At 62.4% G+C, this 26,045-nt stretch carries 24 protein-coding genes; 11 read left to right on the top strand and 13 right to left on the bottom strand.

Going from position 1 to position 26,045, the window contains the following annotated elements:
* The first annotated feature begins 30 nt into the window (after positions 1-30).
* Positions 31-987 (top strand): dihydrodipicolinate synthase family protein, encoded by a 957-nt coding sequence (locus H0485_RS05665; protein WP_226934393.1) that lies wholly within the window; start codon positions 31-33, stop codon positions 985-987.
* Positions 988-1,098: 111 nt separating this feature from the next.
* Here the strand turns inward: H0485_RS05665 and H0485_RS05660 are convergent, their stop codons facing one another.
* Positions 1,099-2,130, bottom strand: a complete 1,032-nt coding sequence (locus tag H0485_RS05660; RefSeq protein ID WP_226934392.1) for an Ldh family oxidoreductase — start codon at positions 2,128-2,130, stop codon at positions 1,099-1,101.
* A 407-nt stretch (positions 2,131-2,537) separates the two neighbouring features.
* Here H0485_RS05660 and H0485_RS05655 point away from each other — a divergent pair, with 407 nt between their 5' ends.
* The 8 genes from H0485_RS05655 to H0485_RS05620 all read left to right on the top strand — a co-directional run bounded on the left by H0485_RS05655 (position 2,538) and on the right by H0485_RS05620 (position 10,434).
* On the top strand, positions 2,538-3,347 hold the full coding sequence (locus tag H0485_RS05655; RefSeq protein WP_226934391.1) for a transporter substrate-binding domain-containing protein: 810 nt from the start codon (positions 2,538-2,540) through the stop codon (positions 3,345-3,347).
* A gap of 72 nt (positions 3,348-3,419) precedes the next feature.
* Entirely contained in the window at positions 3,420-4,085 is a 666-nt protein-coding gene (locus H0485_RS05650; RefSeq protein ID WP_226934390.1) for an amino acid ABC transporter permease, read from the top strand.
* Positions 4,086-4,096: 11 nt separating this feature from the next.
* Positions 4,097-4,750: an amino acid ABC transporter permease gene (locus tag H0485_RS05645; protein WP_226934389.1), complete on the top strand. Its 654-nt coding sequence runs from the start codon at positions 4,097-4,099 to the stop codon at positions 4,748-4,750.
* Positions 4,743-5,465 (top strand): amino acid ABC transporter ATP-binding protein, encoded by a 723-nt coding sequence (locus tag H0485_RS05640; RefSeq protein ID WP_226934388.1) that lies wholly within the window; start codon positions 4,743-4,745, stop codon positions 5,463-5,465. The genes H0485_RS05645 and H0485_RS05640 overlap by 8 nt, the downstream gene beginning before the upstream one ends.
* Positions 5,466-5,484: 19 nt before the next feature.
* Positions 5,485-6,723 (top strand): NAD(P)/FAD-dependent oxidoreductase, encoded by a 1,239-nt coding sequence (locus H0485_RS05635; protein ID WP_226934575.1) that lies wholly within the window; start codon positions 5,485-5,487, stop codon positions 6,721-6,723.
* Between the two features lie 11 nt (positions 6,724-6,734).
* Entirely contained in the window at positions 6,735-7,739 is a 1,005-nt protein-coding gene (locus tag H0485_RS05630) for a 4-hydroxyproline epimerase (RefSeq protein WP_226934387.1), read from the top strand.
* Positions 7,736-9,403, top strand: coding sequence for a cis-3-hydroxy-L-proline dehydratase (lhpI, locus tag H0485_RS05625; RefSeq protein ID WP_226934386.1), 1,668 nt, complete (start codon positions 7,736-7,738; stop codon positions 9,401-9,403). Before H0485_RS05630 ends, lhpI begins: the two co-directional genes overlap by 4 nt.
* Positions 9,404-9,405: 2 nt before the next feature.
* A complete protein-coding gene (locus H0485_RS05620) occupies positions 9,406-10,434 on the top strand; it encodes a trans-3-hydroxy-L-proline dehydratase (protein WP_226934385.1) in 1,029 nt (342 codons plus the stop codon).
* Positions 10,435-10,438: 4 nt separating this feature from the next.
* Here the strand turns inward: H0485_RS05620 and H0485_RS05615 are convergent, their stop codons facing one another.
* The 4 genes from H0485_RS05615 to H0485_RS05600 all read right to left on the bottom strand — a co-directional run bounded on the left by H0485_RS05615 (position 10,439) and on the right by H0485_RS05600 (position 15,640).
* Entirely contained in the window at positions 10,439-11,809 is a 1,371-nt protein-coding gene (locus H0485_RS05615) for a phosphohexomutase domain-containing protein (RefSeq protein WP_226934384.1), read from the bottom strand.
* An 18-nt stretch (positions 11,810-11,827) separates the two neighbouring features.
* Positions 11,828-13,270 carry a mannose-1-phosphate guanylyltransferase/mannose-6-phosphate isomerase gene (locus H0485_RS05610; RefSeq protein WP_226934383.1) on the bottom strand — a complete coding sequence of 481 codons (1,443 nt, stop codon included), beginning with the start codon at positions 13,268-13,270 and terminating at the stop codon, positions 11,828-11,830.
* Positions 13,271-13,436: 166 nt separating this feature from the next.
* On the bottom strand, positions 13,437-13,838 hold the full coding sequence (locus H0485_RS05605) for a GtrA family protein (RefSeq protein ID WP_226934382.1): 402 nt from the start codon (positions 13,836-13,838) through the stop codon (positions 13,437-13,439).
* Positions 13,835-15,640, bottom strand: a complete 1,806-nt coding sequence (locus H0485_RS05600; RefSeq protein ID WP_226934381.1) for a hypothetical protein — start codon at positions 15,638-15,640, stop codon at positions 13,835-13,837. The genes H0485_RS05605 and H0485_RS05600 overlap by 4 nt, the downstream gene beginning before the upstream one ends.
* A 246-nt stretch (positions 15,641-15,886) precedes the next feature.
* On the opposite strand from H0485_RS05600, the gene H0485_RS05595 reads away from it, so the two are divergent.
* Both H0485_RS05595 and H0485_RS05590 read left to right on the top strand, forming a co-directional pair.
* Positions 15,887-17,080 (top strand): glycosyltransferase family 2 protein, encoded by a 1,194-nt coding sequence (locus H0485_RS05595; protein WP_226934380.1) that lies wholly within the window; start codon positions 15,887-15,889, stop codon positions 17,078-17,080.
* Positions 17,081-17,391: 311 nt separating this feature from the next.
* On the top strand, positions 17,392-18,471 hold the full coding sequence (locus H0485_RS05590; RefSeq protein WP_226934379.1) for a DUF475 domain-containing protein: 1,080 nt from the start codon (positions 17,392-17,394) through the stop codon (positions 18,469-18,471).
* 76 nt (positions 18,472-18,547) lie between these two features.
* On the opposite strand, the gene H0485_RS05585 is transcribed toward H0485_RS05590, so the two are convergent.
* The 8 genes from H0485_RS05585 to H0485_RS05550 form a co-directional block, all read right to left on the bottom strand.
* On the bottom strand, positions 18,548-19,567 hold the full coding sequence (locus H0485_RS05585; RefSeq protein ID WP_226934378.1) for a quaternary amine ABC transporter ATP-binding protein: 1,020 nt from the start codon (positions 19,565-19,567) through the stop codon (positions 18,548-18,550).
* Complete coding sequence (locus H0485_RS05580) at positions 19,560-20,447, bottom strand: ABC transporter permease (RefSeq protein WP_226934377.1); 888 nt, start codon at positions 20,445-20,447, stop codon at positions 19,560-19,562. The genes H0485_RS05585 and H0485_RS05580 overlap by 8 nt, the downstream gene beginning before the upstream one ends.
* Before the next feature lie 88 nt (positions 20,448-20,535).
* Positions 20,536-21,534, bottom strand: a complete 999-nt coding sequence (locus H0485_RS05575; protein ID WP_226934376.1) for a glycine betaine ABC transporter substrate-binding protein — start codon at positions 21,532-21,534, stop codon at positions 20,536-20,538.
* A gap of 383 nt (positions 21,535-21,917) precedes the next feature.
* Positions 21,918-22,865 carry a CobW family GTP-binding protein gene (locus tag H0485_RS05570; RefSeq protein ID WP_226934375.1) on the bottom strand — a complete coding sequence of 316 codons (948 nt, stop codon included), beginning with the start codon at positions 22,863-22,865 and terminating at the stop codon, positions 21,918-21,920.
* Entirely contained in the window at positions 22,858-23,151 is a 294-nt protein-coding gene (locus H0485_RS05565; RefSeq protein ID WP_226934374.1) for a hypothetical protein, read from the bottom strand. The genes H0485_RS05570 and H0485_RS05565 overlap by 8 nt, the downstream gene beginning before the upstream one ends.
* A gap of 4 nt (positions 23,152-23,155) precedes the next feature.
* Positions 23,156-24,058, bottom strand: a complete 903-nt coding sequence (locus tag H0485_RS05560) for a polysaccharide deacetylase family protein (protein WP_226934373.1) — start codon at positions 24,056-24,058, stop codon at positions 23,156-23,158.
* 29 nt (positions 24,059-24,087) lie between these two features.
* Positions 24,088-25,203, bottom strand: coding sequence for an ABC transporter ATP-binding protein (locus H0485_RS05555; protein WP_226934372.1), 1,116 nt, complete (start codon positions 25,201-25,203; stop codon positions 24,088-24,090).
* Between the two features lie 3 nt (positions 25,204-25,206).
* The gene (locus H0485_RS05550) at positions 25,207-26,043 is read right to left on the bottom strand and encodes an ABC transporter permease (RefSeq protein ID WP_226934371.1); all 837 of its coding nucleotides are present in this window, start codon (positions 26,041-26,043) and stop codon (positions 25,207-25,209) included.
* Between the last annotated feature and the right edge of the window lie 2 nt (positions 26,044-26,045).

The raw sequence follows: 26,045 nt of genomic DNA, 5'->3' as shown, positions 1-26,045 counted from the left end.
TATCACCTGCCCTACAGGAGGAGCCTCTCAATGAGCGATATCTTCACCGGCACGATCCCCGCGCTGATGACGCCCTGCAAAGCTGACCGCAGCCCGGATTTTGATGCGCTCGTTGCCAAGGCCAAAGAGCTGATCGGCTATGGCATGTCCGCGGTGGTCTATTGCGGCTCGATGGGTGACTGGCCCCTGCTGACCGATGCCGAGCGCATGGAAGGCGTTGAGCGCCTGGTTCAGGCCGGGATCCGCGTCATTGTCGGCACCGGCGCGGTCAATACCGCAGCCTCGGTCGCGCTGGCCCGTCACGCCGAAAAGGTCGGTGCCCATGGCCTGATGGTCATTCCGCGCCTTTTGTCGCGCGCCTCGGTGCCGGCAGCCCAGAAAAACCACTTCAAAGCGATCCTCGCCGCAGCCCCCTCGCTGCCGGCCGTGATCTATAACAGCCCCTATTATGGCTTTGAAACCAAGGCAGATCTGTTCTTCGCCCTGCGCGCCGAGCATCCGAATCTGATCGGCTTCAAGGAATTCGGCGGCAATAATGCCATGACCTATGCGGCAGAGCATATCACCTCGGCCGCAGATAATGTGACCCTGATGATCGGTATCGATACCTCGGTCTTCCATGGCTATGTGAATGCGGGCGCTGTCGGCGCGATCACCGGCATCGGCTGCGTCCTGCCGCGTGAGCTGATCACCCTCGGCAATCTGTGCAAAGCCGCTGCCAAAGGCGATGTGGCGGCCCGCCGCCTGGGCAAAGAGCTGGATGAGGCGCTGTTTGAACTGGCCCGCGTCGATGGCGGCCCGGATCTGGTGCTGTATTTCAAGCATATGATGGTGCTGAAGGGGAATGCAGAATACGCGCTGCATTTCAACGAAGACGACAAGCTCTCGCCCTCGCAGGCCGGCTTCATCGAGGCCCAGCTGGCTTTGTTCGACACCTGGTATGGCGAATGGTCGAAACAGGATGGCGTGAAGCCCTATCTGGCCTGACACTCCCTCCCTGTCAGCACGGCTTCACCGGAGCGACCCTGCATTTACATGCAGGGTCTTTTCGTTTCACGGAGCTGGCCTGAAACGGGATCAGGCCAGCCGCAGTTCGGTTCACAGCGCAGCAAAGCCCTGGGTCAGGAAGCGCTCCAGCTGAGCGGTTTCGGATTCGGTCAGGCTGATGCCTTCGGCGGCCGATTCCGCCCGGGCCCTGAACCGGCGCTGCGAGGGCAGACGCGCGCCCTGGCCAATAATCGCCTCAAACAGCGCCTCGGCCCGGGCAAAGGGATCACCGGCGCGGCCGCGGGCAAAGGCCTCGGGCGAGAAGGCGAGGATCAGCTCGCCATGTCTGGGCGCCAGGGTGGTCGTGCCGAGATAATCCAGCACTTCCGGGCTGGTCATATCGCCGATCATAATCGCCGCCATCAGCTCGATCATCGTCGAGATGGCCGAGCCTTTATGCCCCCCGAAGGGCAGCATCGCGCCTTGCAGCGCGGCTTCGGGATCGGTGGTCGGATTGCCTTCTGCATCCAGCGCCCAGCCTTCGGGCAGCTGCTTGCCGGCGCGGCGATGCAGCTCAACCTCGCCCCGCGCCGCCACCGAAGTGGCAAAGTCGAAGACATAGGGATCGCTGTCCTGGCGCGGCCAGCCAAAGGCGAAGGGATTGGTGCCAAGGAAGGGTTTCGTGCCGCCGGTCGGGGCGACGGTCGCATAGCTCGGGCACATCACCATCGCGGCCAGACCATGGGCGGTGATCGCCTCGACCTCGGGCCAGAGCGCGGCCAGATGGGTGCAGTCATTGATCACCAGCGCCGCCATGCCGAGGCGCCGGGCTTTTTCCACCAGCGCGGGCAGCGCCAGTTCAAAGGCCGCATTGGCGAAACCGCCCTTTGCATCGGCGCGCACCAGAGCGCTGCCATCATCGGGCGCGACCACCGGCTCGGCGCTGACATTCACCTTGCCCGCCATGGCGGTGCGCAAAGTGCCCTCGATGCGGTAAATGCCATGCGATTTGCAATGGTCGCGCTCGCCCGCAGTCAGCACCCGCGCCATCGCGCCGCCCTGTGCGGCATTGAAACCGGCAGCGGCGAAAATCGCCTCGATCTGCTGCTGCAGCGCTTCCGTTGTGACCCTGGTGACGGACATAATCTTCTCCCTCTGCGCAGTTTCAGGTCGCCAAAAGCATCGCCGGGCGCCCCTGCAGAATTTCAGTAATAGACGGGGAAAGCAGCGGAGAACCCTGCTGCCTTTTGTCCCCTTTCGGGCCGATTCGCCCTTTTGAGGCGGCTTGGCGAACTTTTCGCCGGAAAACACCAAGAACTGGCAGGCTATTCGCCTGCCAGCCAGGGAATTCCCGCCGTCTTCCCTGATTAAATCGGAAAAATAGCAGGAAGTTCGCCCGATATGCCTTATGTTGCAGTCAATATGCCTTTTATCGACCCCAGTTTCGGGACTGTTGTATACTAATTGTATTTTTAATTTGCGTCCAGCCACGCGAGACCCGATACTGCAATGGACTGAATCGACCAAAACAAACTTCAGGGAGAGTATACATGAAATCGAAAGTTCTTGCCTTCGGGCTGACGGCTGCAACGGCCATTGCCGGTCCGGCGGCGGCAGACAAGCTTGACGACATCATCGGTGCGGGCACCCTGCGTTGCGCAGTGGTTCTCGATTTCCCGCCGATGGGCTCGCGCGATGCCGATAATAACCCCGTCGGCTTTGACGTGGATTACTGCAACGATCTCGCAGCCGCTCTGGGCGTCACCGCTGAAATCGTGGAAACCGCTTTCCCTGAGCGCATCCCCTCGCTGATGTCGGGCGCGGTTGATGTCGTGGTCGGCTCGACCTCCGACACGCTGGAGCGCGCCAAAACCGTCGGCATGACCATGCCCTATTACGCCTTCGAAAATGCCGTCGTGGTTGGCGAAAAGTCGGGTATCACCGACGAAGCCGGCATGAAGGGCAAAGTGGTCGGCGCCACCGCCGGCACCTATGAGGCGATCTGGCTGGAAGGCAAGGTCAAGGAATGGGGTGCAGGCGAGTTCCGTCCCTATCAGAACCAGGCTGACGTCTTCCTTGCTCTGTCGCAGGGCCAGCTCGACGCCACTGTCTCGACCATGGAAGTCGCCCAGGCCAACGTGAAAACCGGCAATTTCCCCGGCATTTCGATCGTCGCCAAGGCAGATATGGTTCCCGATTATGTGGCTCTCGTCACCCTGCGGGAAGAATATGGCCTGCTGAACTTCATGAACCTTTTCATCAACCAGCAGGTCCGCACCGGCCGTTACGCCGAACTCTACACCAAATGGGTTGGCGAGGGTGAGCCGGCCAATCTGACCATCCCCGGCGTCTATCGCTGATCTCCGCTTTACGGGCGGCGCGGGGACCGGAATTCCCCGCGCCGCTTCTCCGTTCCGAGAAGTGAGGCGGTAATGTTCAATTATAATTTCCGGTGGAATCAGGCCCTCGCATCGCTTCCGCAGATGCTTGAAGGCGCCCTGGTCACCATTCAGATCGCGCTTTTGTCGATGGCGATCGGCATCGGCATTGCCATCATCCTGACCGTGTTCCGCCTGTCAGGAAACAAGCTGCTGGCAGCGATAGCGACCTCCTGGGTCGAAATCGCCCGCAACACCCCTGCTCTGTTCCAGATTTATATGGTCCATTTCGGTCTTGGCGGCTTTGGCATCCATATCTCGCCCTATTTCTCGCTGCTGTTTGGTATTGCCTTCAACAATGCCGGCTATCTGGCTGAGAACTTCCGCGGCGCGCTGAAAGCCATTCCCGAGACCCAGACCCGCGCCGCCCGTTCGCTGGGCATGTCCGCCGGCCAGGCCTTCGGCCATGTGGTGATGCCACAGATGCTGCGCATCGCCTTCCTGCCGATGACCAATCAGATGGTCTGGGCCATTCTGATGACCTCGCTTGGCGCGGTCGTCGCCATGACCACCGACCTCTTTGGCGTCACCAGCCATCTGAACTCGATCAGCTTCCGCACGTTTGAGCTTTTCGCCATCGCCGCCGTGATCTTCTATGTCATCACCAAAGCCATCACCCTCTCGGCGCGCCTCGTGGCGTCCCGTCTGTTCCGTTACTGAGGGGGCCTGCGATGTTTGAAACTGCACTCACCACCAATGATCTGCTGTTCCTCGCCCGCGGCGCCGGAATGACACTGCTGGTCACCGCGATTGCCGTGGGGATCGGCACCATTCTGGGGATTATCTTCGGGGTGGTCCGCTATCAGCTGGGCGCCATCTGGTCGGCGCCGCTGACCTTCTTCCTCGACATCTTCCGCTCGATTCCGCTGCTGATCCAGCTGGTTCTGGCCAATGCTTTCATCACCGCCGTCCTGAAGATAAAAGTGTCGGGCTTTACCGTCGCCTGCGGCGTGCTGGCGCTCTACACTGCGGCCTATTGCTGCGAGATCGTCAGGGGCGGCATTGAGGCGGTGCCGGCAAACCTGCGCCGCGCCTCGCGCTCGCTCGGCATGAGCTGGGGCCAGGACATGTGGAATATCGTCATGCCTCTGGCGACCCGGGTGGCGCTGCCCTCCTGGATCGGCCTCGCGCTTGGCGTGATGAAGGATTCGGCGCTGGTCTATATCGTCCAGGTGCCGGAACTGCTGAAAAACACCCAGACCCTGATCACCCGCCTGCAGGAGCCTTTGTTCCTGCTGATCATCTGCGGGCTGTTCTACTTCCTTATCTCCTTCCCCATTGCCCGTTTCGGCGGCTATCTGGAAAAACGGTGGTCCAATGATTGAGATCGAAAACGTCCGCAAATCTTTCGGCCCGCTGGAAGTTCTCAAAGGGATCAACCTCACCGTTCCCAAAGGCGAAGTGCTGACCATTATCGGCGGCTCGGGCTCGGGGAAATCGACGCTGCTGACCTGTATCAACGGGCTGGAGCCGATCGACAGCGGCAGGATCCTGGTCGATGGCACCGAGGTTCACGCCAGATCGACCAATCTCAACAGCCTGCGCCAGAAGATCGGCATCGTGTTCCAGCAGTGGAATGCCTTCCCGCATCTGACCGTGCAGCAGAATGTGATGCTGGCGCAGCAAAAGGTGCTGAAACGCTCGAAAGCCGAAGCGGCTGCCGAGGCTGAAAAGCAGCTCAAACATGTGGGCCTTGGCGAAAAGCTCGATGTCTATCCGACCCGGCTTTCCGGCGGGCAGCAGCAGCGTATGGCCATTGCCCGCGCGCTGGCGATGAACCCGACCTATATGCTGTTTGACGAGGTCACCTCGGCGCTGGATCCGCAGCTGGTGGGCGAGGTGCTCGACACGCTTCGCATGCTGGCCTCGGAGGGGATGACGATGATCTGCGTCACCCATGAGATGAAATTCGCGCGCGAGGTCTCGGACCGGGTGGCCTTCTTCCACAAAGGGGTGATGGCAGAAATCGCCCCGCCGGAAGCCTTGTTCGGTGCCCCGAAAGACCCCGAGCTGCAGAAATTCCTGGCCGCCACGCACTGAAGGCAAAGATAAAATGCAGCTGAATGCCGATGTGATCGTCATCGGAGCCGGTGTGGTGGGTCTCTCCACCGCCCTCTCTTTGCAGGGCCGGGGCTTTGATGTGCTGGTGCTGGACCGTGAAGGCCCGGCTGCCGGGGCAAGTGCCGGCAATGCCGGGGCCTTTGCCTTTACCGATATCCTGCCGCTGGCCTCGCCCGGCATCCTGAAGAAAGCGCCGAAATGGCTGCTGGATCCGCTGGGACCTTTGTCGGTGCCGCCGGGATATGCCTTGCAGATCGCGCCCTGGATGTTCCGCTTCTGGCGCGCCTGCTCGCCCGCCCGGGTCCGCCAGTCAACCCTCGCCCAGACCGCGCTGATGGATTATTCCAAAGCGGCGCTGGAGCCTTTCCTGACCGAAACCGGCACCCTCGGGATGTTGGAAAAGAAGGGTAACCTGCAGGTCTATGAATCAAAGGCCGAGCTGGAGGCCAGCCTGCCCGGCTGGCAGGCCCGCGCAGAGCATGGCATCGACTTCCGGCATATGGATGCGGCGGAAATGGCCACGCTGCAGCCTGGCCTCGCGCCGCGCTTCAGCCATGGCACCTTTACCCCGGGCTGGTATTCGATCGCCGATCCGAAGCTCTACACCCTCGCGCTGGCCGATCGTTTCCGCGCAAAAGGCGGGCGGATCGAGCGCGGCGAGGTCACCGCGCTGGAACATCTCAGCGACGGCGTCAAACTGCTGGGCCATGCCAGTGCCAGCTGGCGGGCCGACAAAGTCGTGCTGGCGGCAGGCGCTTTCTCGCATCAGATCGCCCGCAGCCTCGGCGATAAAATCCCGCTGGAAACCGAGCGCGGCTATAATACCACTTTGCCCCCCGATGCCTTTGATCTGAAGACCCAGATCACCTTTGGTGGCCATGGCTTTGTCATCTCCCGCCTGTCGACCGGGATCCGCGTCGGTGGCGCGGTTGAGCTGGGCGGCCTGAAACGCCCGGCGAATTTCAGACGCTCGGAAGCGATGCTGAAAAAAGCCAAAGCCTTTTTGCCGTGCCTTAAGGATCAGGGCGGCACGCAATGGATGGGCTTTCGCCCCTCGCTGCCCGACAGCCTGCCCGCCATCGGCCATGCCCGCAGCAGCCACCGCGTGGTCTATGCTTTTGGCCATGGCCATCTGGGCCTGACCCAATCGGCAGGCACCGCCCGCCTCGTCAGCGATCTGATCCAGGACCGCGACCCGCAAATCGATCTCTCGCCCTTCTCGCCGCAACGCTTCTGAGTGTTAAACCAATGAGCAATCACACTTTCTCTTGTCTGGACGGCCATACCTGCGGCAATCCCGTGCGTCTTGTCTCGGGCGGCGGCCCGCGCCTTGCGGGCCAGGATATGCTGGAGCGCCGGGCGCATTTTCTGCGCGATTTCGACTGGATCCGCACCGGGCTGATGTTTGAGCCGCGCGGCCATGACATGATGTCGGGCTCGATCCTCTATCCGCCGACCCGCCCCGACTGCGATGTGGCGGTGCTGTTCATCGAGACCTCGGGCTGTCTGCCGATGTGCGGGCACGGGCTGATCGGCACCATCACCATGGGCATTGAGAACGGGCTGATCCAGCCGCGTGAGCCCGGCAAAATTGCCGTCGATGCGCCCGCAGGCCGCGTCGATGTCACCTATCGCCAGGAGGGTCGCTTCGTCGAGGAGGTCCGCCTGACCAATGTGCCGGGCTTCCTCTATGCCGAGGGGCTGACGGCCGAGGTTGAGGGCCTGGGTGAGATCGTGGTGGATGTGGCCTATGGCGGCAATTTCTACGCCATTGTCGAGCCGCAGAAGAATTTCCGCGATATGGCCGATTTCACCGCCGGTGAGCTGATCGGCTTCTCGCCGAAACTGCGCAAAGCGCTGAACGAGAAATATGAATTCATCCATCCGGGTGACGCGCGGATCAACGGGCTGAGCCATATCCTGTGGACCGGTCAGCCGACGGTTGAGGGCGCACATGGCCGCAATGCCGTGTTCTATGGCGATAAAGCCATCGATCGCAGCCCCTGTGGCACCGGCACCTCGGCGCGGATGGCACAGCTGGCCGCCAAAGGCAAACTGCAGGTCGGCGATGAATTCTGGCATGAATCGATTATCGGCTCGATCTTCAAGGGCCGGGTTGAGGCCAGCTCGGATGCAGTGCCGGGCAAATCGGCCATCATCCCCTCGATCGGCGGCTGGGCGCGGCAGACCGGGATCAACACGATCTATATCGACAGCCGCGATCCCTATGCACATGGTTTTGTGGTGAAATGATGCAGGCGCGGTTCATTCTGAGCGGCGAAGCGGCGGGAGAGGTGCTCGCCACGGATGAGCCGATCAGCTTCTGGGGCGGGGTTGATCCCGCCTCGGGCCGGGTGATCGATGCGCATCACCCCTGGCACGGGCAGAGCCTGGCCGGGCGGGTGCTGGTCATGCCCGGCACCCGCGGCTCCTGCACCGGATCGGGCGTGCTGCTCGACATGGCGCTGAACGGCAAGGCCCCGGCGGCGGTGATTTTTTCGCAGCCCGAGGATGTGGTCACCCTTGGCGCGCTGATCGCGGGCGAAATGTTCGGCAAGGGCCTGCCGGTGCTGCGCGTGAGCGAAGCTGAGCGGCTGCAACTCGCCTCCTGCCGTGAGATCGCCGTCACCCCCGGCGCCATCGAGGCCCCGGGAGTGACGCTGCCGCTCTCGCCTGACTGCGCGCCCGCGCCGGAGCTGAGCCCTGAGGATCAGGCCATGCTTGCCGGCCGCGATGGCGAGGCCGTGGCGCTCGCCATGCGGATGATCCTTAAAATGGCGGCGGAACAGGGCGCGACCCGGCTGATCGACGTGACCCGGGTGCATATTGACGGCTGCATCTATGCCAGCCCGGCCAATCTGACCTTTGCCGAGACCATGGCGGATATGGGCGCGAAAGTGCGCGTGCCCAGCACAATGAACGCGATTTCCGTCGACCGGCAGAACTGGCAGAGCCAGGGCACACCGCCGCAATTTGGCGGCCCCGCGGCAAGACTGGCCGATGCCTATCTGCGGATGGGCTGCCAGAACACCTTCACCTGCTCGCCCTATCTGCTGGAGGACCGGCCGGGCGAGGGCGAGAATATCGGCTGGGCGGAATCCAATGCCGTGATCTATGCCAATTCGGTGCTGGGTGCGCGCAGCGCGAAACATCCCGATTTCCTCGATCTCTGCATTGCGCTGACCGGACGCGCGCCCTTGTCGGGGGTCTATCTCGAAGAGAACCGCAAGGCGCAGCGCATTATCAACCTGGCGGCGATCCCCGGCGCGGATGATCTGTTCTGGCCTTTGCTGGGCTGGCTTGCAGGCCGCGCCTCGCCCGACCGCATCCCGCTGATCCGCGGTTTAAGCGCGGCCTCTGAGCGCCAGCTTCAGGCGCTTTGTGCCGCATTTGGCACCACTTCGGCCAGCCCGATGCTACATGTTGAAAATATCACCCCCGAGGCGCATCTGATCGCTGAAGATGCCGATCACCTCACCCTGACCAAAGCCGATTTCGCCGCCGCCTGGGCCGATCTGAACCAGGGCGGCGAGGATATCAGCCTGGTCGCCATCGGCTCTCCCCATGCCGGGGTCGAGGAATGCAGTGCCTTTGCCGAGGCGCTTTCCGCCGCAACAGTGACGATTCCGACCATCATCACCGCCGGGCGCAATGTCATTTCTGACATCACCCGGAACGGCATTCTGGCACGGCTCGAAGCCTCGGGTGTGCAGGTTCTGCCGGATCTGTGCTGGTGCTCGATCTCGGAACCGGTCTTCCCCAGCGCCACAAGGACGCTGCTGACCAATTCCGGCAAATATGCCCATTACGGGCCTGGCCTTTCAGGGCGGCAGATCCGCTTTGACAGCCTCGCCACCTGTGCCCGCGCTGCGACAACCGGCCAGGCCCCCAAGACCCTGCCCTCCTGGATGATCTGACCATGCGCTCAAGCAAAACCATTCATGTGATCTCGGCCCATGCCGAAGGCGAAGTCGGCGATGTCATCGTCGGTGGCGTGCGTCCGCCGCCGGGCGATACGATCAAAGCCCAGTCGCAATGGATCCATCAGGACCAGAGCCTGCGCAATTTCGTGCTGAATGAGCCGCGCGGCGGGGTGTTTCGCCATGTGAACCTGCTGGTGCCGCCGAAAGATCCGCGCGCCGATGCTGCCTGGATCATCATGGAGCCCGAGGACACGCCGATGATGTCGGGTTCCAATTCGATCTGCGTCTCGACCGTGCTGCTCGACAGCGGCATTATCCCGATGGTCGAGCCGGAAACCCGCATGGTGCTGGAGGCGCCGGGCGGTCTGGTCCAGGTGCGCGCGGAATGCCGCAACGGCAAGGCCGAGCGGATCTTCGTCGAAAACCTGCCCTCTTTCGCCGAACGCCTCAATGCGGTGATTGAGGTTGAGGGTCTGGGCAGTGTGACGGTCGACACCGCCTGGGGCGGCGATAGTTTTGTTATGGTTGATGCGAAAAAGCTGGGCTTTGCTTTGACCCCGGATGAGGCGCATGACATTGCGAAACTGGGGGTGAGACTCTCGGATGCCGGCACCGAGCAGCTCGGCTTCCGCCATCCGACCAATCCGGACTGGAAGCATTATTCCTTCACCCTCTTTGCCGGTGAGCTGCAGCGCCAGGGCAATGAGCTGCGGGCCGGGGCTGCGGTCGCGATTCGCCCGGGCAAGGTTGACCGCTCGCCCACCGGCACCGCGCTTTCGGCGCGGATGGCGGTGCTGCATGCACGCGGTCAGATGTCCGAGGCCGATCATCTGACCGCCGTCTCGCTGATCGGTTCGGAATTCCGTGGCCGTATCCTCGGCACGCTGGATCTGGAGGGAACAGCGGCGATCCGGCCCGAGATTTCCGGGCGCGGCTGGATCACCGGCATTCATCAGCACATGCTCGACCCCTCCGATCCCTGGCCGGAAGGCTATCGCCTCTCAGATACCTGGGGCGCGCGCTGATCTTTCAGCGCAACCGCGCCGCCACGCGCGAGCGGGCGCGGCGCAGCAGATCCCCGGCCATGGCCGGGCTTTCGGCCTCGGTATAAAGGCGAAACTCGGGCGCATTGCCCGAGGGACGCAGATGCAGAACCCGGCCTGAATGCAGCGACAGGCGCAGACCATCCATGCGGTCTGTAGCCTGCAGCTCTTCGCCAAGGCTGCCCAGAAAATCCTGCGGGCTGGCCGAAAGCGTCTCCAGGAAGGCCTGAGACCGCGCGGCCGGGATGTCTTCCAGCCGGTCAGTCGCCGTGAAACAGGCCGGTTCCGCGGCGACACACGCCGCGACACTGCCCGCCCGCTTTGCCTCGGCCAGGACCGCGATCAGGGGCAAAAGCGAGTCGCGCGTGGCGAGCGGGGCAATCTCTCCGGCCGGGCCTCTGGCGGTGAAACCAAGCAGGAAGCCACCATTCGGCTCATATCCGACAACTTTTGCCGCCCCCGCCTCTGCCATAGCAGCAATGACATAGGGCGAGCCGATTTTGGTACGGGTTACTGTGGCAAACCGCCCCGGCGCGGCCACGCCACTATTGGCGCTGACCGTGGTCACCACATGTTGGGCCTGCAGCGCCCGGGCGGTGATCTGACCCAGCACATCGCCCGGCACAAGGCGGCCCTGGGCATCCGCCAGCAAGGGCCGGTCACCATCGCCATCGGTCGAGACAATCGCATCAAGCCCGTGTTCCGCCGCCCAGCTGCGGAAAGCGGCGCAAACATGATCCGGCACGGCCTCGGTATCGACCGGAACGAAGGTTTCTGAGCGGCCGAGTTCGACCGTTTCGGCCCCCAGACCCGCGAGGCCCTGCAGCAGCAGATCGCGGCTGACCGCCGAATGGCTCCAGAGGCCGACCTTCATCCCGCTGAGGGCATCCGCCCCCCAGCCCCGGGCAGCGCGCTCGAGCCAGGCACCCCCTGTATCCGGCCCGGGCTGCAAGAGGGCAGATTTCCCCGCCCCGTTACGCCCCAGATGCTCGAGGATCGCAGCCTCATCCCGCTTGGTGATTTCACCATCCGGTCGGTAAAATTTCAGCCCGTTGCGATCAGCCGGAATATGGCTGCCGGTGACCATCACCGCCGCCGCCCCCGCCTGCATCGCCACCAGCGCCAGTGCCGGGGTCGGCACCGCACCGCAATCGGTGACGGCGATACCCTCGCCCCGCGCCGCCTCTGCAACCACCTGCGCCAGACCCGGCGAAGAGGCGCGAAGATCCCGGCCAAGATAAAGCCCGTTTCCCATCGGACAGGCGGCAATGAAGGCCCGGATGTAATCCGCCACCAGATCCGGCGTCAGCTCACTGACCAGGCCGCGCAAACCGCTCGTGCCAAATTTCGGTGCCATATCAGCCTTTTGCCCCCATCACCCCCGGGCCCCCTGGCCGCGCGCATAGACATCTTCATAACGAATGATGTCATCCTCGCCCAGATAGGCCCCGGTCTGCACCTCGATCAGCACCATGGCCACCTTGCCGGGGTTTTCCATCCGGTGCACCGCCCCGAGCGGGATATAAACCGATTCATTTTCTGTCACGAGTTTCACCACGCCATCCACCGTGACCTTTGCCGTGCCGCTGACCACGATCCAGTGTTCCGAGCGATGGTGATGCGACTGCAGTGACAAAGCCGCGCCGGGATGGACATGGATGCGCTTCACCTGGAAGCGCTGTCCAACCACCAGGCTTTCATACCAGCCCCAGGGCCGGAAATCGCGCGGCAGGGTTTCGGCCTGGGCGATGTCGCGGCTTTTGAGACTGCTGACCGCCAGTTTCACATCCTGCGCCCGGTCCCGGTCCGCGATCAGCACCGCATCGGGCATGGCGATGGCGATGATATTCTCCAGCCCGATGCCCACCAGCTCCTGGCCCGGCGCCTCTGAGCGCAAAAGGCTATTGCGGCAATCAATCGCCGTAGCATGATCCGAGGTCACCACCCCGTCACGGTCAGGGCCACTTTCGCGCCAGACCGCATCCCAGCCGCCCAGATCCGACCAGCCGCCCTGATAGGGCACCACCGTCAGATTGGGCGCGCGCTCCATCACCGCATAATCGACCGAAATATCTTCGGCCTGGCTCCAGGGCCCCGAGGCGAGGCGGAAGAAACCAAGATCCGGCGCGCCCTGGTTGATCGCGGCCTCAACCGGCGGCAGCAGGGCCGGGCAATGCTGCTGGCAGGCAGCAATCAGATCGGCGGCGCGGAACAGGAAGATCCCGGCATTCCACAGAAATCCGCCCTGCTCCAGCATCCGGGCGGCGCGCTCAGCATCTGGCTTTTCCACAAAGGCACGCAGCGCCACCGGCGCGCCGTCCGGGCTGGCGCGCTCCAGCTCAAGATAGCCATAGCCGGTTTCCGGCCGGTCAGGCTGAATGCCAAAGGTCACCAGCCTGGCTTCGGCCAGGGCGGGCAGGCCGCGGGCAATGGCCTGGCCGAAGGCCGCCGCATCCGGGATCACATGATCCGAAGGCGCCACCAGCAGCACCGCATCCGGGTCGCGCTCGCATAAAAACAGGGCGGCGGCCAGGATCGCCGGGGCGGTATTGCGCGGCGCGGGCTCGATCAGCACCGGCCCGGGCTCGACCCCCGCCGCGAGCAGCTGTTCGGTGACGATGAACCGGAAATCATTGCCGGTCACGACCGTCGGCGCGGCGAACTGCAGCCCCGGCGGCGGTTCGGAAAATCTGCGGGCCGAGGCCTGAAACAGGCTCTCGCCATTCACTTTCAGCGCGAATTGCTTGGGATAGCTTTTGCGCGACAGCGGCCAGAGCCTTGTGCCCGATCCGCCACAAAGGATAACCGGATAGATCATTTGCGCCTGCGTCATTGAAAGCCCTTTAATAGCAAATGCCAGGGGCCCCGCCACGCATCGGGGGCTAAGGCAGAAGCTTAGGCAAAAATCGCGTTTTAACAAGTTCCGCCGCTGGCAGAGCCCCTCCTCGCCTGCTGTTTCCCGCGGCCCGCTGCCAGAAAGCGGCTTACTGCCGGGATTTCGGGAAAATCATCAGGCGGGTGACCAGATAGCTCAGCAGAGCCGATAGCGCCGAGGCCGTCAGAAACAGCAGCAGATCGGGCCAGAACCTTCCCTGCGCAAAGCGCCAGGCCAGAAGCGCGGCAATGCCCATACCCGCGAGCTGGCAGCCCGCGTAGAGCCAGATGCCAAAGCGATGGGCCCGGGCACTGCGAAAACTGAACCGGTGCTGGCACCAGTAGCCCGGCCCGATCAGCCCCAGCCAGACCAGAGCCGCAATCAGGGGCCGGGGCATGTCGAGACAGCTGGTCGCAAGCGCGGTCAGAAAGGCATAAATCGCCGCCAGGGCCCCGCCTACACACAAAAACCGCGGCAATGGATGGGCGGCCACAAGCTGTAAGCGGGTCATGGTCTGTCCTCTTGCCGCCCGGCGCCCGGCAGGGCGGCATGGTTCACCTGATAGAGCGACAGATCCCCGGCTGCAGCGGGCAGCGCGGTCAGCCAGTCCGGCACCACCCCGCCATGAAGCTGCTGCAGCCAGTCCTGTCGCGCCTCCATCGGCGATTTGGTGCAAAGTGCAAGCACTGTCGCCCCCGATTTTTCCAGCGCTTTCTGCAAGGCCTCAGCACTGCCCAGCGCGCCATAGCCATTCCAGAAAGCATCGCTGCTGCGGTGATAGGGAGCCGAAGTGGCGCTTTGCGAGGTATAGGCCAGAATCGCCGCACCAAGATTCATATTGCTGAACACGATGGTTCCAGGCGGCAGCGCCGCAATCTGTGCCATCGAATCCACATCCCGGCAGGCAGCGCTCTGGCCCGACCAGCTGCCTGACGGACCCGAGATCCAGAGCCGCAGCTTTGGCCCCATCAGATCGACAAACGGCGGCAGGGTCAGCAAGATCACCAGCGCCATCGGCGCGCGCCAGACCGAGCCGGCCCGGTGCTGCAAAAAGCCCCAGCCGGTAAATCCGGCCAGCAGCGGCAGGGCCGGCACCGCAATGTTGATGGCGCGGATCTGGCCCAGCGCAAAGACAAAGCCGGTGCAGGAAAGGATCAGGGCGAAGATCAGCGCTTCACACTGCAGCCCCGTCAGGCGCTGCCGGAAAGCGACAGCATATCCGGCCCCCAGCCCGGCCACGGCGAGGGCAGGAAGCATGATGCTCAGCACCACCAGCGGGCGGTTGATCAGCAGATCGGGAATGCTGCGCGCCTCGGAAATCACCGTATCGATAATGTGCCGCGCTTCGGGAGTGACATCAGCATAGGGCCCGGCGAGGCAGGGCAGGAGCATCGGGCTGGCCAGCCAGAGACCCACAATCCCCAGGGCCAGCATCAGCGCCAGACGCGCCGGAGCAGAGCGCAGAAAGGATCCGGCCAGCACGGGCAAAACCGATGCCAGCGCTCCAATGGCAATCAGTGACAGGAGCGGCAACGCCAGCACATCGCAATATCGCATTCCCCAGGTCTGCACCGGCACCTGACCGGCCAGAAACAGCGGCGCGGCAATGACCTGGGAGAGGCCGAAGCTGAACAGAAACCGCCCGCTGCCCTGCAGTCCGAAAGCAAAACGCAAAGCCGCGAGGCCATGCAGCAGCAAAAGAAACGGCAGCATCTCCAGACCAACAGCCATAGAGAGGGCCGAGAGAGTTCCGGCAAGCATGCCGTTAAAGCCGCGCCGCTCTGGCATGAGGGTCAGGTACAGCACCGCCGAGGACAGCAGCAGCTGAACATTATGGTGATCGATCCGCCCCGGCGAAAACTCTCCGATCAGCTTCCCCCAGGTCATGGCGAAAATCAGCGCGCCCGCCGCGCCGGCCAGGCCGAGGATACGCCCCGCACCATAGCCAGTGACCAGGACCATGATCACCGCCAGCAGGCCCGGCCAGAAGACCAGCGCCAGCGCCTCGCCGCCTGCCTGGCCCAGAAGCCAGCTGCCCGGCACCAGCAGCGCCGCTATCCCCAGATCAATATAGCGCGACCAGTGCATTGCCACACCCTCGGGCGGCAGCAGACGATATTGCTGATAATCAAACCAGCCCTGCCCCCCCAGCCAGTCGCGTACCGCGACGAGGCGCATCAGATCGTCATTATCGGCCTCGCGCATCGTCTCACCGACGGTGAAATAGCCCGTTACAGCGTTCAGCAGCACAATGGCGATCGCGATCAGACAGATCATGCCAATGGTCGGACGCGCGGTCGGAAGCTTCAGCATTCTTTGTTTCCAGCGACAAATATAATGGAGCGCAAATGTTGCTTGGCTATGAAATCAGAAACAGTCAGCTTTGTGACCCTGGTGGTTCTATGGCGAGGCAGCGGGCTGAGAATACCCTGGATGCGTCGAGAAGCGGCCCAGATTTGGGCACATTCCACAGGCCTGATGGCGAGAACAGCAGGACATTTTCCCTGCCCCGCCATTTGCCCGGAGCATCTGCTCTGCGCCAGTATCGCCGGAGCCGCTATGACCGAACTGACCATTCTCATGCCCTGCCTGAATGAAGCTGAAACCCTGGAGGCCTGCATCACCAAAGCGCAGAATTTCCTGCAGCGCAGCGGCATCGATGGCGAGGTTCTGATCTCGGACAATGGCTCGACCGATGGCAGCCGCGAGATTGCCGAGCGGCTGGGGGCAAGGGTGGTGCTTGCGCCGCGGCGCGGCAATGGCATCGCCCTTTCGACCGGCATCGCTGCCGCCAGGGGCCGCTTTGTCATCATGGGTGACAGCGATGACAGCTATGATTTTTCGCGCCTCGATGCCTTTATCGATGAGTTGCGCAAAGGCGCTGATCTCGTGATGGGCAACCGCTTCCGCGGCGGGATTGCGCCCGGGGCCATGCCCTTTTTGCACAAATATCTCGGCAATCCAGTGCTGTCCTTCATCGGCCGCACGCTTTACGGCGCGCCCGTCGGCGATTTTCAATGCGGCCTGCGCGGTTTTTCCCGCGAGGCCATCATCGAGCTGAACCTGATCACTGAGCAGCTGGAATTCTGCCCCGAGATGGTGATCCGCGCGGCGCTTTGCGGTCTGAAAATCGTCGAAGTGCCAACCACGCTGCAACCGGACGGCCGCTCGCGTAAGCCGCATCTGCGCACCTGGCATGATGGCTGGCGCCATCTGAAGCTGCTGCTGACCTTCGCCCCCTTCAGCCTGTTTCTTTACCCGGGCCTCAGCCTGCTTGGACTCGGCGCGGCGCTGTTCCTGCCGCTGATGTTCGGCCCGCTGACACTGGGTGGGCTGACGCTCGACACCGGGGCGCTGATCTTTGCCGCGGCCTTCCTGATGACCGGCTTCCAGCTGATCTGCTGTCATGGCCTGGCCAGGCTGTTTGCGGTACGGTCGGGCCTTTTGCCCACCAGCCCGCAGTTTGAGGCCTTGCGCCGCCGTATCAGTGTCGAAAGCGCCTGCCAGACCGGGGCCGCCTTCCTGTTCCTCGCCTTTGTCGCCACGCTGATCTCGGTCGGTTTCTGGGCCTTTGCCGGCTTCGGGGCACTGGAGCCCGGAGCGATCACCCGTTCGGCCGCTCTGGTGGCTGTGCTCTCGTCGCTCGGCGTGCAATCGGTGACCAATGGCTTCCTCTGGGGTCTGCTCAGCCAGCGCAACACCAGCCCGGTTGCCGCCGGTGAGCCCGAAGCGCTGCATCAGCTGCAGGCCTGACCCGGGTTCAGGATGTTCCGGCAGAACCAGCCCCCTGCGCTCTGCTGCGCCGGGGGTTTTTTTACTGTTTTCCCCGGACCGGCGGCACAGCCTGGGGGCTACACTGGAACGGCTTTGCTCTGAAGCCTGCGGACGAGGGCCGGGATATTGCAACGGCCCTGGTCAGCAGCGGACGGATCTGAGCAGCGCGCAGGCAGGACTTTACGTCAGGACAGCGCCCGTAACCCGTCGCGGATCGAATCTCCTCTGGCCGCACAGCGGCCAGCGCGCTAATTGTTCCCTGTCTTTCACAGCACAGGATGAAAGCGGCAATGTCAGCCCCTTCCGAACGCTCCGTACTCTCCTACTTTACCGCCGCGTTTATTGTTACCGCGCTCGGCCTCGCACTCGGCCTCTGGCTCGGCTGGGAAACCACCGGCACCGCAGGCGGCACTGCCTCGATTTTCTTCATTGTCTGCGTTCTGGCAGTGCTGGAGATTTCACTGTCTTTCGACAATGCCATCGTGAATGCCAATAAGCTGAAAGATATGACGCCGGAATGGCAGCATCGCTTTCTGACCTGGGGCATCATTATCGCCGTCTTCGGCATGCGGATCGTCTTCCCGCTGCTGATCGTGGTGATCGCGGCCAATGTCGGCCCCTGGAGCGCCATTGTCATGGCCGCCAGCCAGCCGGAAGAATACAGCCGCATCATGAATGAGGCGCATCTGCCGATCGCCGCTTTCGGCGGCACCTTCCTGATGATGGTCGGCCTGAGCTTCTTCTTCGACCATGAAAAAGACGTGCACTGGATCCGCTGGATCGAATCGAAAGCCGCGGCCTATTCGACCGTGAAAGGCATCGAAATCGCCGTTGTGCTGGTCATCATGCTGATCTTCTCGCATATCATTCAGAACAGCACCGATCCGGAGCTGGGGCCGGTTGCCGCGAATACCTTCTTCCATTCCGCGATCTGGGGCCTGCTGACCTTCCTGCTGGTCGAGGTTCTGGGTGGTATCCTCGACCGCAGCCAGCAGATGCTGGAGGGCGCGGCCAAGGGCGGCGTCGGCGCCTTCCTCTATCTGGAAGTGCTCGATGCCAGCTTCTCGTTTGACGGGGTGATCGGTGCTTTTGCCCTGTCGCAGAACCTGTTCATCATCGCCATCGGCCTTGGCATCGGCGCGATGTATGTGCGCTCGATGACCATCATGCTGGTCGAGAAAGGTACGCTGGCCGAATACCGTTTCCTTGAACATGGCGCGTTCTGGGCGATCATGATCCTTTCGGTCATCATGTATCTTCAGGCCCTGGTGCATATCCCTGAAGTCATCACCGGCCTCGGCGGTGCAATTCTGATCGGAATTTCTTTCTGGTCATCGCTGCGCTGGAACCGGCTGCATCCCGAGGGCTGACGGCCTGGAGGCAGAGCAGAGCAAAACGCCCGGAGCAGTCGCTCCGGGCGTTTTTCAGTCTGCATCAGCAGCTCTGTCAGCCGTAAAGTGCCTGATTGACCTGCGCCACAGAGATCTGCCCGACCGGCTGTCCGGCGGCATTGGTCACTGCGAAACGCGCTGCACCGCTGTGCATCATCGCCCTGGCGGCATCGGCCAGCAGCAGCTGATCCGAGAGTTGCGGCAGGTCAGGCTCGCTTCCGCCAGGCTCCATCACCGAGCCCAGCCGCAGCACCTTGCCGCGGTTCACATGCTCGACAAAGCTTTCAATATAGCTATCGGCCGGCTTCAGCACGATCTCCTGGCCGCTGCCCTGCTGCACCATGCAGCCGTCGCGCAGAATGGCGATCTGATCGCCAAGACGCAGCGCCTCATCCAGGTCATGGGTGATGAAAACAATGGTCTTGCGGATGTCTTTCTGCAGATCCAGCAGGATGGTCTGCATATCGACGCGGATCAGCGGATCGAGCGCCGAGAAAGCCTCATCCATCAGCAGGATCGGTGCATCATTGGTCAGCGCCCGCGCCAGGCCGACGCGCTGCTGCATCCCGCCCGACAGCTGGTTCGGATATTTAGTCTCATAGCCTTTCAGCCCGACCCGCTCGATCCAGGTCATCGCCGCTTCAACCTGTTTCGCGCGGGAAACGCCCTGAACCTCGAGGCCATAGACGGTGTTTTCCAGTACATTGCGATGCGGCAGCAGCGCGAATTTCTGGAAAACCATCGCGGTTTTATGGCGACGGAACTGGCGCAGAGCCTCGGGGGCCATTTTCACCACATCCTCGCCCCCGACCAGCACCTCGCCCGCGGTGGGATCAATCAGCCGGTTGATATGGCGGATCAGCGTCGATTTTCCCGAACCGGACAGGCCCATAATCACCTGAATGCCACCGGCCGGCATCGAGATACTGATGTCGCGCAGGCCCAGCACATGGGCATGTCTTTCATTCAGCTCGGCTTTGGTCATGCCCTGCTGCACCTGGGTGACAAGCCGGGCCGCATCCGGACCAAAGATTTTATAGAGATTGCGGATCTCGATTCCGATCCCCTCAGCCATGCGAGATCTCCAGGTGCTTTTGCAACCGGCGACCATAGGCCTGGCTGACGCGGTCAAAGATGATGGCAATGCCGACAATGGCGAGGCCGTTCAGCATCCCCATGGTGAAATACTGGTTATTGATCGCGCGCAGCACCGGCTGCCCCAGGCCCTGCACCCCGATCATCGAGGCAATCACCACCATGGCGAGCGCCATCATAATGGTCTGGTTGATGCCGGCCATGATGGTCGGCAGCGCCAGCGGCATCTGCACATTCTTCAGCTTCTGCCAGGAGGAGGAGCCGAAAGCATCTGCTGCCTCCAGCACATCTTTATCCACCAGACGAATCCCCAGGTTGGTCAGGCGGATCATCGGCGGAATGGCATAGATCACCACCGCGATCACCCCCGGCACCCGGCCAATGCCAAGCAGCATCACCACCGGAATCAGATAGACGAAACTCGGCATGGTCTGCATCACATCGAGGATCGGATTGACAAAGGCCTGCATCCGGTTCGAGCGCGCCATAAGGATGCCAATTGGTATCCCGACCGCAATCGCCACCAGGGTACAGACAAAGATCATCGACACGGTCCGCATCGTGTCATCCCACATATCGAACCAGCCGATCAGCAGCAGGGTCAGGATGGTAAAAGCGGTAATCTGCCAGCTGCGGCTGGCGAACCAGGAGATCAGCCCGATCACCGTGATCACCACGGGCCAGGGCGTATTCAGCATCAGATTTTCGGACCAGATCAGAAACAGGCGCAGTGGCTCGAACACGGTCTCAAAAGTACCGCCCCAGGCACGGGTAAATTCGCGAAAGCTCTCGTCCACGAGTTTTCGCAGATCACGAAGGGTCGCATCACTCAGATGCGGAAATTCAGTAAACCAGCTCATAGATGCTCCGGTTGGCAGTGGCAGGTCCTGGCGACCGCTGGGGATACTCCGGCCCGGGAACCCCCGGACCAGAGCTCAGATCGGGCGCTCAGAGCGCGGCTTTGATCTTTTCTGCAGCTTCCGGAGTGACCCAGGGCGTCCAGATTTCCGGGTTATTCTCAAGGAAATAACGCGCGCCATCCTCACCCGTGGCCTGATTGTCGGTCATCCAGGCCATCAGGCTGTTCACCGTGGCATTCGACCAGGAGCGGGTGTCGAAATAGGCTTTCACCTCTGCCGGAGCACGCTCGGCGAAAGCCGAGGTCATAACGGTCTGAACCGTATCACCCGGCCAGTCATTTTTTTGCGGATCGGCGCATTCGGCATTCGAATTGCAGCTGGTCCAGGCTTCGGCATTGAACTCCGCGCCATGGTCAAGCTTGACCATTTCATATTTGCCCAGCAGCGCGGTCGGCGACCAGTAATAGCCCATCCAGCCCTGCTTATTCTCATAGGCCCGTGCAATCGAGCCATCGAGCCCCGCCGCAGAACCGGTATCGATCAGCTTGAAGCCTTTAGCTTCGGCATCATATGCGACGTAGAACTGGCCGGTTACCAGCGTGCCACCCCAGCCCTGCGGGCCATTGTGAACCGCCCCTTTCGACGGGTCCTCGGCATCGGGGAACAGATCCGGACGGGCCAGGGCATCATCGATGGTTTTGATATCGGGATTGGCATCAGCGATATATTTCGGGATCCACCAGCCCTGAACCGCCCCGTCAGCCAGCGCCAGCGCACCTTTCACCAGCCGACCCTCTGCCATACCGCGGCTGATCACCTCCGGCACCAGATCGACCCAGCCTTCCGGTGCAACATCGGGCTTGCCGGTTTCCACCATCGAGGTGATCGAGGGGACGGTATCGCCGGAAATGATGCTGGCATCACAGCCATAGCCTTCTTTCAGGATCAGCGCGTCCAGCGCCGCCAGCACTTCCGCGCTCTGCCAGTTCATCGCCACGATGCTGACCTCGCCACATTCAGCGAAAGCAGCCGAAGCACCGAAACTCAGCCCGACGGTGAGCGCAAGGGTTGAAACATGTTTCTTCATTCTGATCTCCCTGGGGCGGATATGAATTGCTCCGCAGGCGTCACCGCCTTTGCCTGCGGCACAGCAGGGCCTTAGGGTCAGGGCAGGATAACGTCAGACGCCCGGATCTTAAGGCCGGATCCAGGCATAAAGGGGTCATCCTGGTCCGCTGATCGTGGACCCTGTTCATTTCAGGATCAAGGCAAACCCGGTCACTCATGGCAGTAATTGCGACGCAATCAGTCTTTTTACGCCCCAGGTTCCGAATTGCGCAGCCGCCCTGGCCGCGGGTCTGACGCAAGGTCACCCTACCGCCAGTCCCGCGTTTCCCAGGGCAGCCGCAGATGCGCTTTAGGCGCTAAGTCATCATCTATTCCAGGGGTTTAACCCGGAGAAAGCATGGATCAGCCTGGCCCGAACAGCCTCCAGGAGCGTTCAAGCATCGCAGCATCAAAGTTACGGCCGATCAGCACGATCACCCCCTCTTCCGGGGCGGGTCCGGCCAGCTCGGTTTCGGGCAGAATTTCGGGGGGCTGCACCACCCGGCGCACCGATTGCAGCAAAAGCCGCCCGGCCGGGGTGCGAACCACCCCCTTGACCCGCACCACATCCTCACCCCTGGCCGCCAGCAGCGCCGAAAGCCAGGTCGAGAGCGCAACCCAGGCCCCCTCGGCGCCCACATCCAGCCGCCAGGGCCGGATCGGCGCCTGGCGCTCAGGCCCGGCCAGAAGCCGGGCGGTTCCGGGCTCTGGCAAAGCCACGGCAAGGCCCAGTTCTGCGCCGCTGATATCAGCCGCAGGGTTCAGCAGGCGCAATGTGGCCAGCAGATCGCCCGCCGCCCCTGGCTCTGCCCGCATTGCTTTCGTCAGGATCAGCCTGTCCGCCGCCTCAGCCTGTGCCCGCGCCAGCGGCTCGGCAGAGAGCTGCGCGAGGCCATGCAGAGCATCAATCAGCACCAGGGTCGTGGTGATGCGCAGATGCCGCGCCAGCACCGGATCTGCGGCAATGGCGCGGGCAATGGCGCCAGGATCGGCCAAACCGCTGGTTTCCAGAAGTATGCCGTCGATCTGCCGCCCCGCCGCCCCGGTATTTTCGTCACAAACATGGCGTAAAAGGCTGATCAGCGCCGGTAGCCCCTCGCAGCAGGCGCAGCCCCCCGCCAGGACGGAAAGCCGGGCCGCCCCGCCAAGCAGCAGATTGTCGACCGGGGTTCCGGCGGCTTCATTCACGATCAGATGGTGCCGGGCAAACTGCCCCTCATGCAGCTGATGCCTGGCCCAGGTGCTTTTGCCCGCGCCGAGAAAACCGCCAAGAATGGTCAGGCCCAGCCTGCCCTCGCCAGGTTCAGCCATGGTTCAGCGCGCGCTCGGACAAAGGGTCAATCGGCATGCCTGCCATGCCTGCCGCCGCCAGCCACAAAGCCTCAAGATCCGCCACCAGCTCACGCTGCCCGCCGGGGGCGAAGAGCTGCAGACCTGGTGTCACCCCGTCGTCATGCGCTTTCAGCCCATAGGGCGCGAGCAGGCGATTGACCGCGGCCAGCCGGATAAAGCGCAGGCGCAGCCGGTCGCCGGGGGTTGCCCCCCCGGCATCGGTCCAGTGGCCGGGTTTTGCCGGAAAGCCGCAGGCCGAGCACATGAGGTCAGATCACTTCCGGGCGTTTGCCGGAGGCGAAGGGGTAACGCTTGCGGAAATCATCAGTGATCTGCTCAAACGTCGCCCATTCGACGCCCTCATGGCCGCTGATATATTCGATCAGCCGCTCGAGCATCAGCAGAACCTGGGGGCGGCCCGCCACATCGGGGTGAATGGTAAAGGCAAAGACCGCGTAATCCATCTCGCGGTAGACCCAGTCAAACTGATCGCGCCACATTTCCTCGATATCGCGCGGATTCACGAAGCCATGCGAATTCGGCGATTTCTTCATGAACATCATCGGCGGCAGGTCATCGACATACCAGTTGGCGGCAATATCGACGAGGTCGATCTCTTTGCCGTGCTTCAGCGGATGCATCCAGTCTTTGGCCTGTTTCGTATAGTCGATGGTGTTCCACTCATCGCCGACCCGGGCATAGAAGGGCTGGAAGTCGCGGTAGCCCTGGCTGTGATCATAGCTGAAATTATATTTCTGCAGCAAAGCCGCGGTCGAATTCGACATTTCCCACCAGGGCGCCACATAGCCGCGCGGGGCCTTGCCGGTCAGTTTGTCGATCAGCTCAATCGACTTCACCAGCACATCTTCTTCCTGCTGCGGTGTCATGGCGATCGGGTTTTCATGCAGATAGCCATGCGCGCCGACCTCATGGCCGGCATCGACGATCATCTGCATTTCCTTCGGGAAGGTTTCCAGCGAATGACCTGGGATGAAGAAGCTGGTCTGCAGATCGTATTTTTTGAACAGACGCAGCAGACGCGGAATACCGACCTCGGTCGCAAAGATGCCGCGCTGAATATCCGAGGGGCTGTCGCCGCCGCCATATGAGCCGATCCAGCCCGCGACCGAGTCGATATCCGTGCCGAAGGCGCAGTAGATTTTCTTAGCCATTTTCACTCTCCTGTTGGTCCGGCAGCTGCTCAGTCTTCGAGCGGCATGCCCGCGGAATTATTGCTGCCCCTGAGGTAATGCGTCGCCGCCATATCCCAGGCCGCATGCACGGTCTGGCCCACCTCAATCGGGCGGGCGAACCAGGCTTCATCCGGCAGATAGATGATGAATTCCTCACGCGTGCCGGTATCGAGGGCGAGTTTGACGAAAGTGCCCTGATATTCGGTATTGATCACCTTGCCGGTCAGCCCGTTCATCGCCGCCGGCTGATCAACCACCTGAATCCGGTCGCGCCGCACCGAGAATTTGACCTCGGCGCCAGGTTTCTGACCGGAAATGCCGTTCAGCGCATGACGGTGCCCATCCGCGCCCAGCACCACCGCCGCCTCGCCCGAGGTGCTTTCAACCCGGCCCGAAATGACGTTCTGACCGCCCATGAAGCGCGCCACATAGGGGCTGTGCGGATGGTTATAGATCTCACGCGGGCTGGCCGCCTGTTCGATCAGCCCGTGATCCATCACCACCACCTGGTCGGCGAGGGCAATCGCCTCGGGCTGGGTATGGGTGACGTGAATGAAGGTGATGCCCAGCTCATTTTGCAGCCGCTTCAGCTCAACCCGCATCCGCAGCCGCAAAAATTCATCCAGCGCCGAGAGCGGCTCATCGAGCAGCAGCACTTTGGGATTGGTGATCAGCGCCCGGGCGAGGGCGACCCTTTGCTGCTGCCCGCCCGAAAGCTCAGAAGGCAGGCGGTCGGCCAGATGGCCCAGCTGCACCCGCTCCAGCATCTCGCGCGCTTTTGCGCGGCGGCTGTCGCTGGCCTCTCCCTTGACCCGCAGCGAGAAGGCGACGTTATCGGTCAGCGACAGATGCGGGAAAAGCGCATAATTCTGGAACATCAGCGCCGTGCCACGATTGCCGGTTCTGGCATGGGTCACATCCTGGCCGCCGATGCTGATCACCCCGGAAGAGGGCTCCTCATGCCCGGCGATCATGCGCAGAAGCGTGGTCTTGCCACAACCCGAGGGGCCGATCATGCAGCAATAGCTGCCCCCCTCAATCACCAGGTCGACATTATTCACAGCCTTCACCGGGCCGTAGAGTTTGCTCACTCCGCGAATATCAATGCGGCTTGCTTCAGACATAGATCAGGCTCCTCGCTTGGCGCGGGCACGGCGTTTCTGGATGAGAGCGATACCGAGGAAGGCCAGCGCAATCACGGCAAAGCTGATGACCGAGGTCACGGTGCCAATCGCGTAAAGCGCAGGCGTCGTGACGTTTGTGGTCATGTTGGAGATTTCAATCGGCAGGGTATTCTTGCCGCCGACAGTGAGCAGCGAACGCGGCATTTCATCGTAAGAGAGGGTAAAGCCAAACAAAGCCACCGCGATCAGGCCCGGGAACAGGATCGGCACCGTCACCCAGCGCAGGGTCTGCCAGGGGCTGGCCCCGGCATCGCGCGCCGCCTCCTCCCAGGAACTGTCAAAGCGGTTCAGCACCGCGAACATGATCAGGAGGCCAAAGGGCAACGTCCAGCTGAGATGCGCGCCAAGGCCCGAGAGCCACCAGTTCAGGCGGAAGCCAAGCAGCTGGAACAGCTGGCTGATGCCAAGACCAAGCAGGATCCCCGGCACGACGAGGCTGGTGATGGCGAGATAGAACAGCGGCCCCGCGCCGAAAAAGCGCCTGCGGAAGGCAAGGCCGGCAAAGAGGCAGACCACGCCGGTCACCGTCAGCGACATCAGCCCCAGCAGCATCGAGCGTTTGAAAGCCCCGCCCAGATCGCCGTAGCGGGTCGCGCCCCAGAGATCCTGGAACCAGTGGGTCGAGACGCCGCGCATCGGGAAGGTCAGCCCGCCGGTCGGCCCCTGGAAGCTGAGGATGAAGATCACCAGCATCGGGCCATAGAGGAACAGAACGAAAGTCGCGAAGAATGCGGCCAGCAGATAGAAGGCCAGCCCGCGTTTTTGTGTCGCCTGTGACATGC

Origin of the sequence: Pseudogemmobacter faecipullorum, from assembly GCF_020539525.1 — a bacterium.
Taxonomy (GTDB): domain Bacteria; phylum Pseudomonadota; class Alphaproteobacteria; order Rhodobacterales; family Rhodobacteraceae; genus Pseudogemmobacter; species Pseudogemmobacter faecipullorum.
Note: the sequence above shows the minus strand (reverse complement) of the source record. Positions and strands in the feature narration are given on the sequence as shown.

Coding starts and splice junctions, on each gene's coding strand:
- H0485_RS05665 (WP_226934393.1), top strand. CDS start 31: ATGAGCGATATCTTCACCGGCACGATCCCCGCGCTGATGACGCCCTGC.
- H0485_RS05660 (WP_226934392.1), bottom strand. CDS start 2,130: ATGTCCGTCACCAGGGTCACAACGGAAGCGCTGCAGCAGCAGATCGAG.
- H0485_RS05655 (WP_226934391.1), top strand. CDS start 2,538: ATGAAATCGAAAGTTCTTGCCTTCGGGCTGACGGCTGCAACGGCCATT.
- H0485_RS05650 (WP_226934390.1), top strand. CDS start 3,420: ATGTTCAATTATAATTTCCGGTGGAATCAGGCCCTCGCATCGCTTCCG.
- H0485_RS05645 (WP_226934389.1), top strand. CDS start 4,097: ATGTTTGAAACTGCACTCACCACCAATGATCTGCTGTTCCTCGCCCGC.
- H0485_RS05640 (WP_226934388.1), top strand. CDS start 4,743: ATGATTGAGATCGAAAACGTCCGCAAATCTTTCGGCCCGCTGGAAGTT.
- H0485_RS05630 (WP_226934387.1), top strand. CDS start 6,735: ATGAGCAATCACACTTTCTCTTGTCTGGACGGCCATACCTGCGGCAAT.
- lhpI (WP_226934386.1), top strand. CDS start 7,736: ATGATGCAGGCGCGGTTCATTCTGAGCGGCGAAGCGGCGGGAGAGGTG.
- H0485_RS05620 (WP_226934385.1), top strand. CDS start 9,406: ATGCGCTCAAGCAAAACCATTCATGTGATCTCGGCCCATGCCGAAGGC.
- H0485_RS05615 (WP_226934384.1), bottom strand. CDS start 11,809: ATGGCACCGAAATTTGGCACGAGCGGTTTGCGCGGCCTGGTCAGTGAG.
- H0485_RS05610 (WP_226934383.1), bottom strand. CDS start 13,270: ATGATCTATCCGGTTATCCTTTGTGGCGGATCGGGCACAAGGCTCTGG.
- H0485_RS05605 (WP_226934382.1), bottom strand. CDS start 13,838: ATGACCCGCTTACAGCTTGTGGCCGCCCATCCATTGCCGCGGTTTTTG.
- H0485_RS05600 (WP_226934381.1), bottom strand. CDS start 15,640: ATGCTGAAGCTTCCGACCGCGCGTCCGACCATTGGCATGATCTGTCTG.
- H0485_RS05595 (WP_226934380.1), top strand. CDS start 15,887: ATGACCGAACTGACCATTCTCATGCCCTGCCTGAATGAAGCTGAAACC.
- H0485_RS05590 (WP_226934379.1), top strand. CDS start 17,392: ATGTCAGCCCCTTCCGAACGCTCCGTACTCTCCTACTTTACCGCCGCG.
- H0485_RS05585 (WP_226934378.1), bottom strand. CDS start 19,567: ATGGCTGAGGGGATCGGAATCGAGATCCGCAATCTCTATAAAATCTTT.
- H0485_RS05580 (WP_226934377.1), bottom strand. CDS start 20,447: ATGAGCTGGTTTACTGAATTTCCGCATCTGAGTGATGCGACCCTTCGT.
- H0485_RS05575 (WP_226934376.1), bottom strand. CDS start 21,534: ATGAAGAAACATGTTTCAACCCTTGCGCTCACCGTCGGGCTGAGTTTC.
- H0485_RS05570 (WP_226934375.1), bottom strand. CDS start 22,865: ATGGCTGAACCTGGCGAGGGCAGGCTGGGCCTGACCATTCTTGGCGGT.
- H0485_RS05565 (WP_226934374.1), bottom strand. CDS start 23,151: ATGTGCTCGGCCTGCGGCTTTCCGGCAAAACCCGGCCACTGGACCGAT.
- H0485_RS05560 (WP_226934373.1), bottom strand. CDS start 24,058: ATGGCTAAGAAAATCTACTGCGCCTTCGGCACGGATATCGACTCGGTC.
- H0485_RS05555 (WP_226934372.1), bottom strand. CDS start 25,203: ATGTCTGAAGCAAGCCGCATTGATATTCGCGGAGTGAGCAAACTCTAC.
- H0485_RS05550 (WP_226934371.1), bottom strand. CDS start 26,043: ATGTCACAGGCGACACAAAAACGCGGGCTGGCCTTCTATCTGCTGGCC.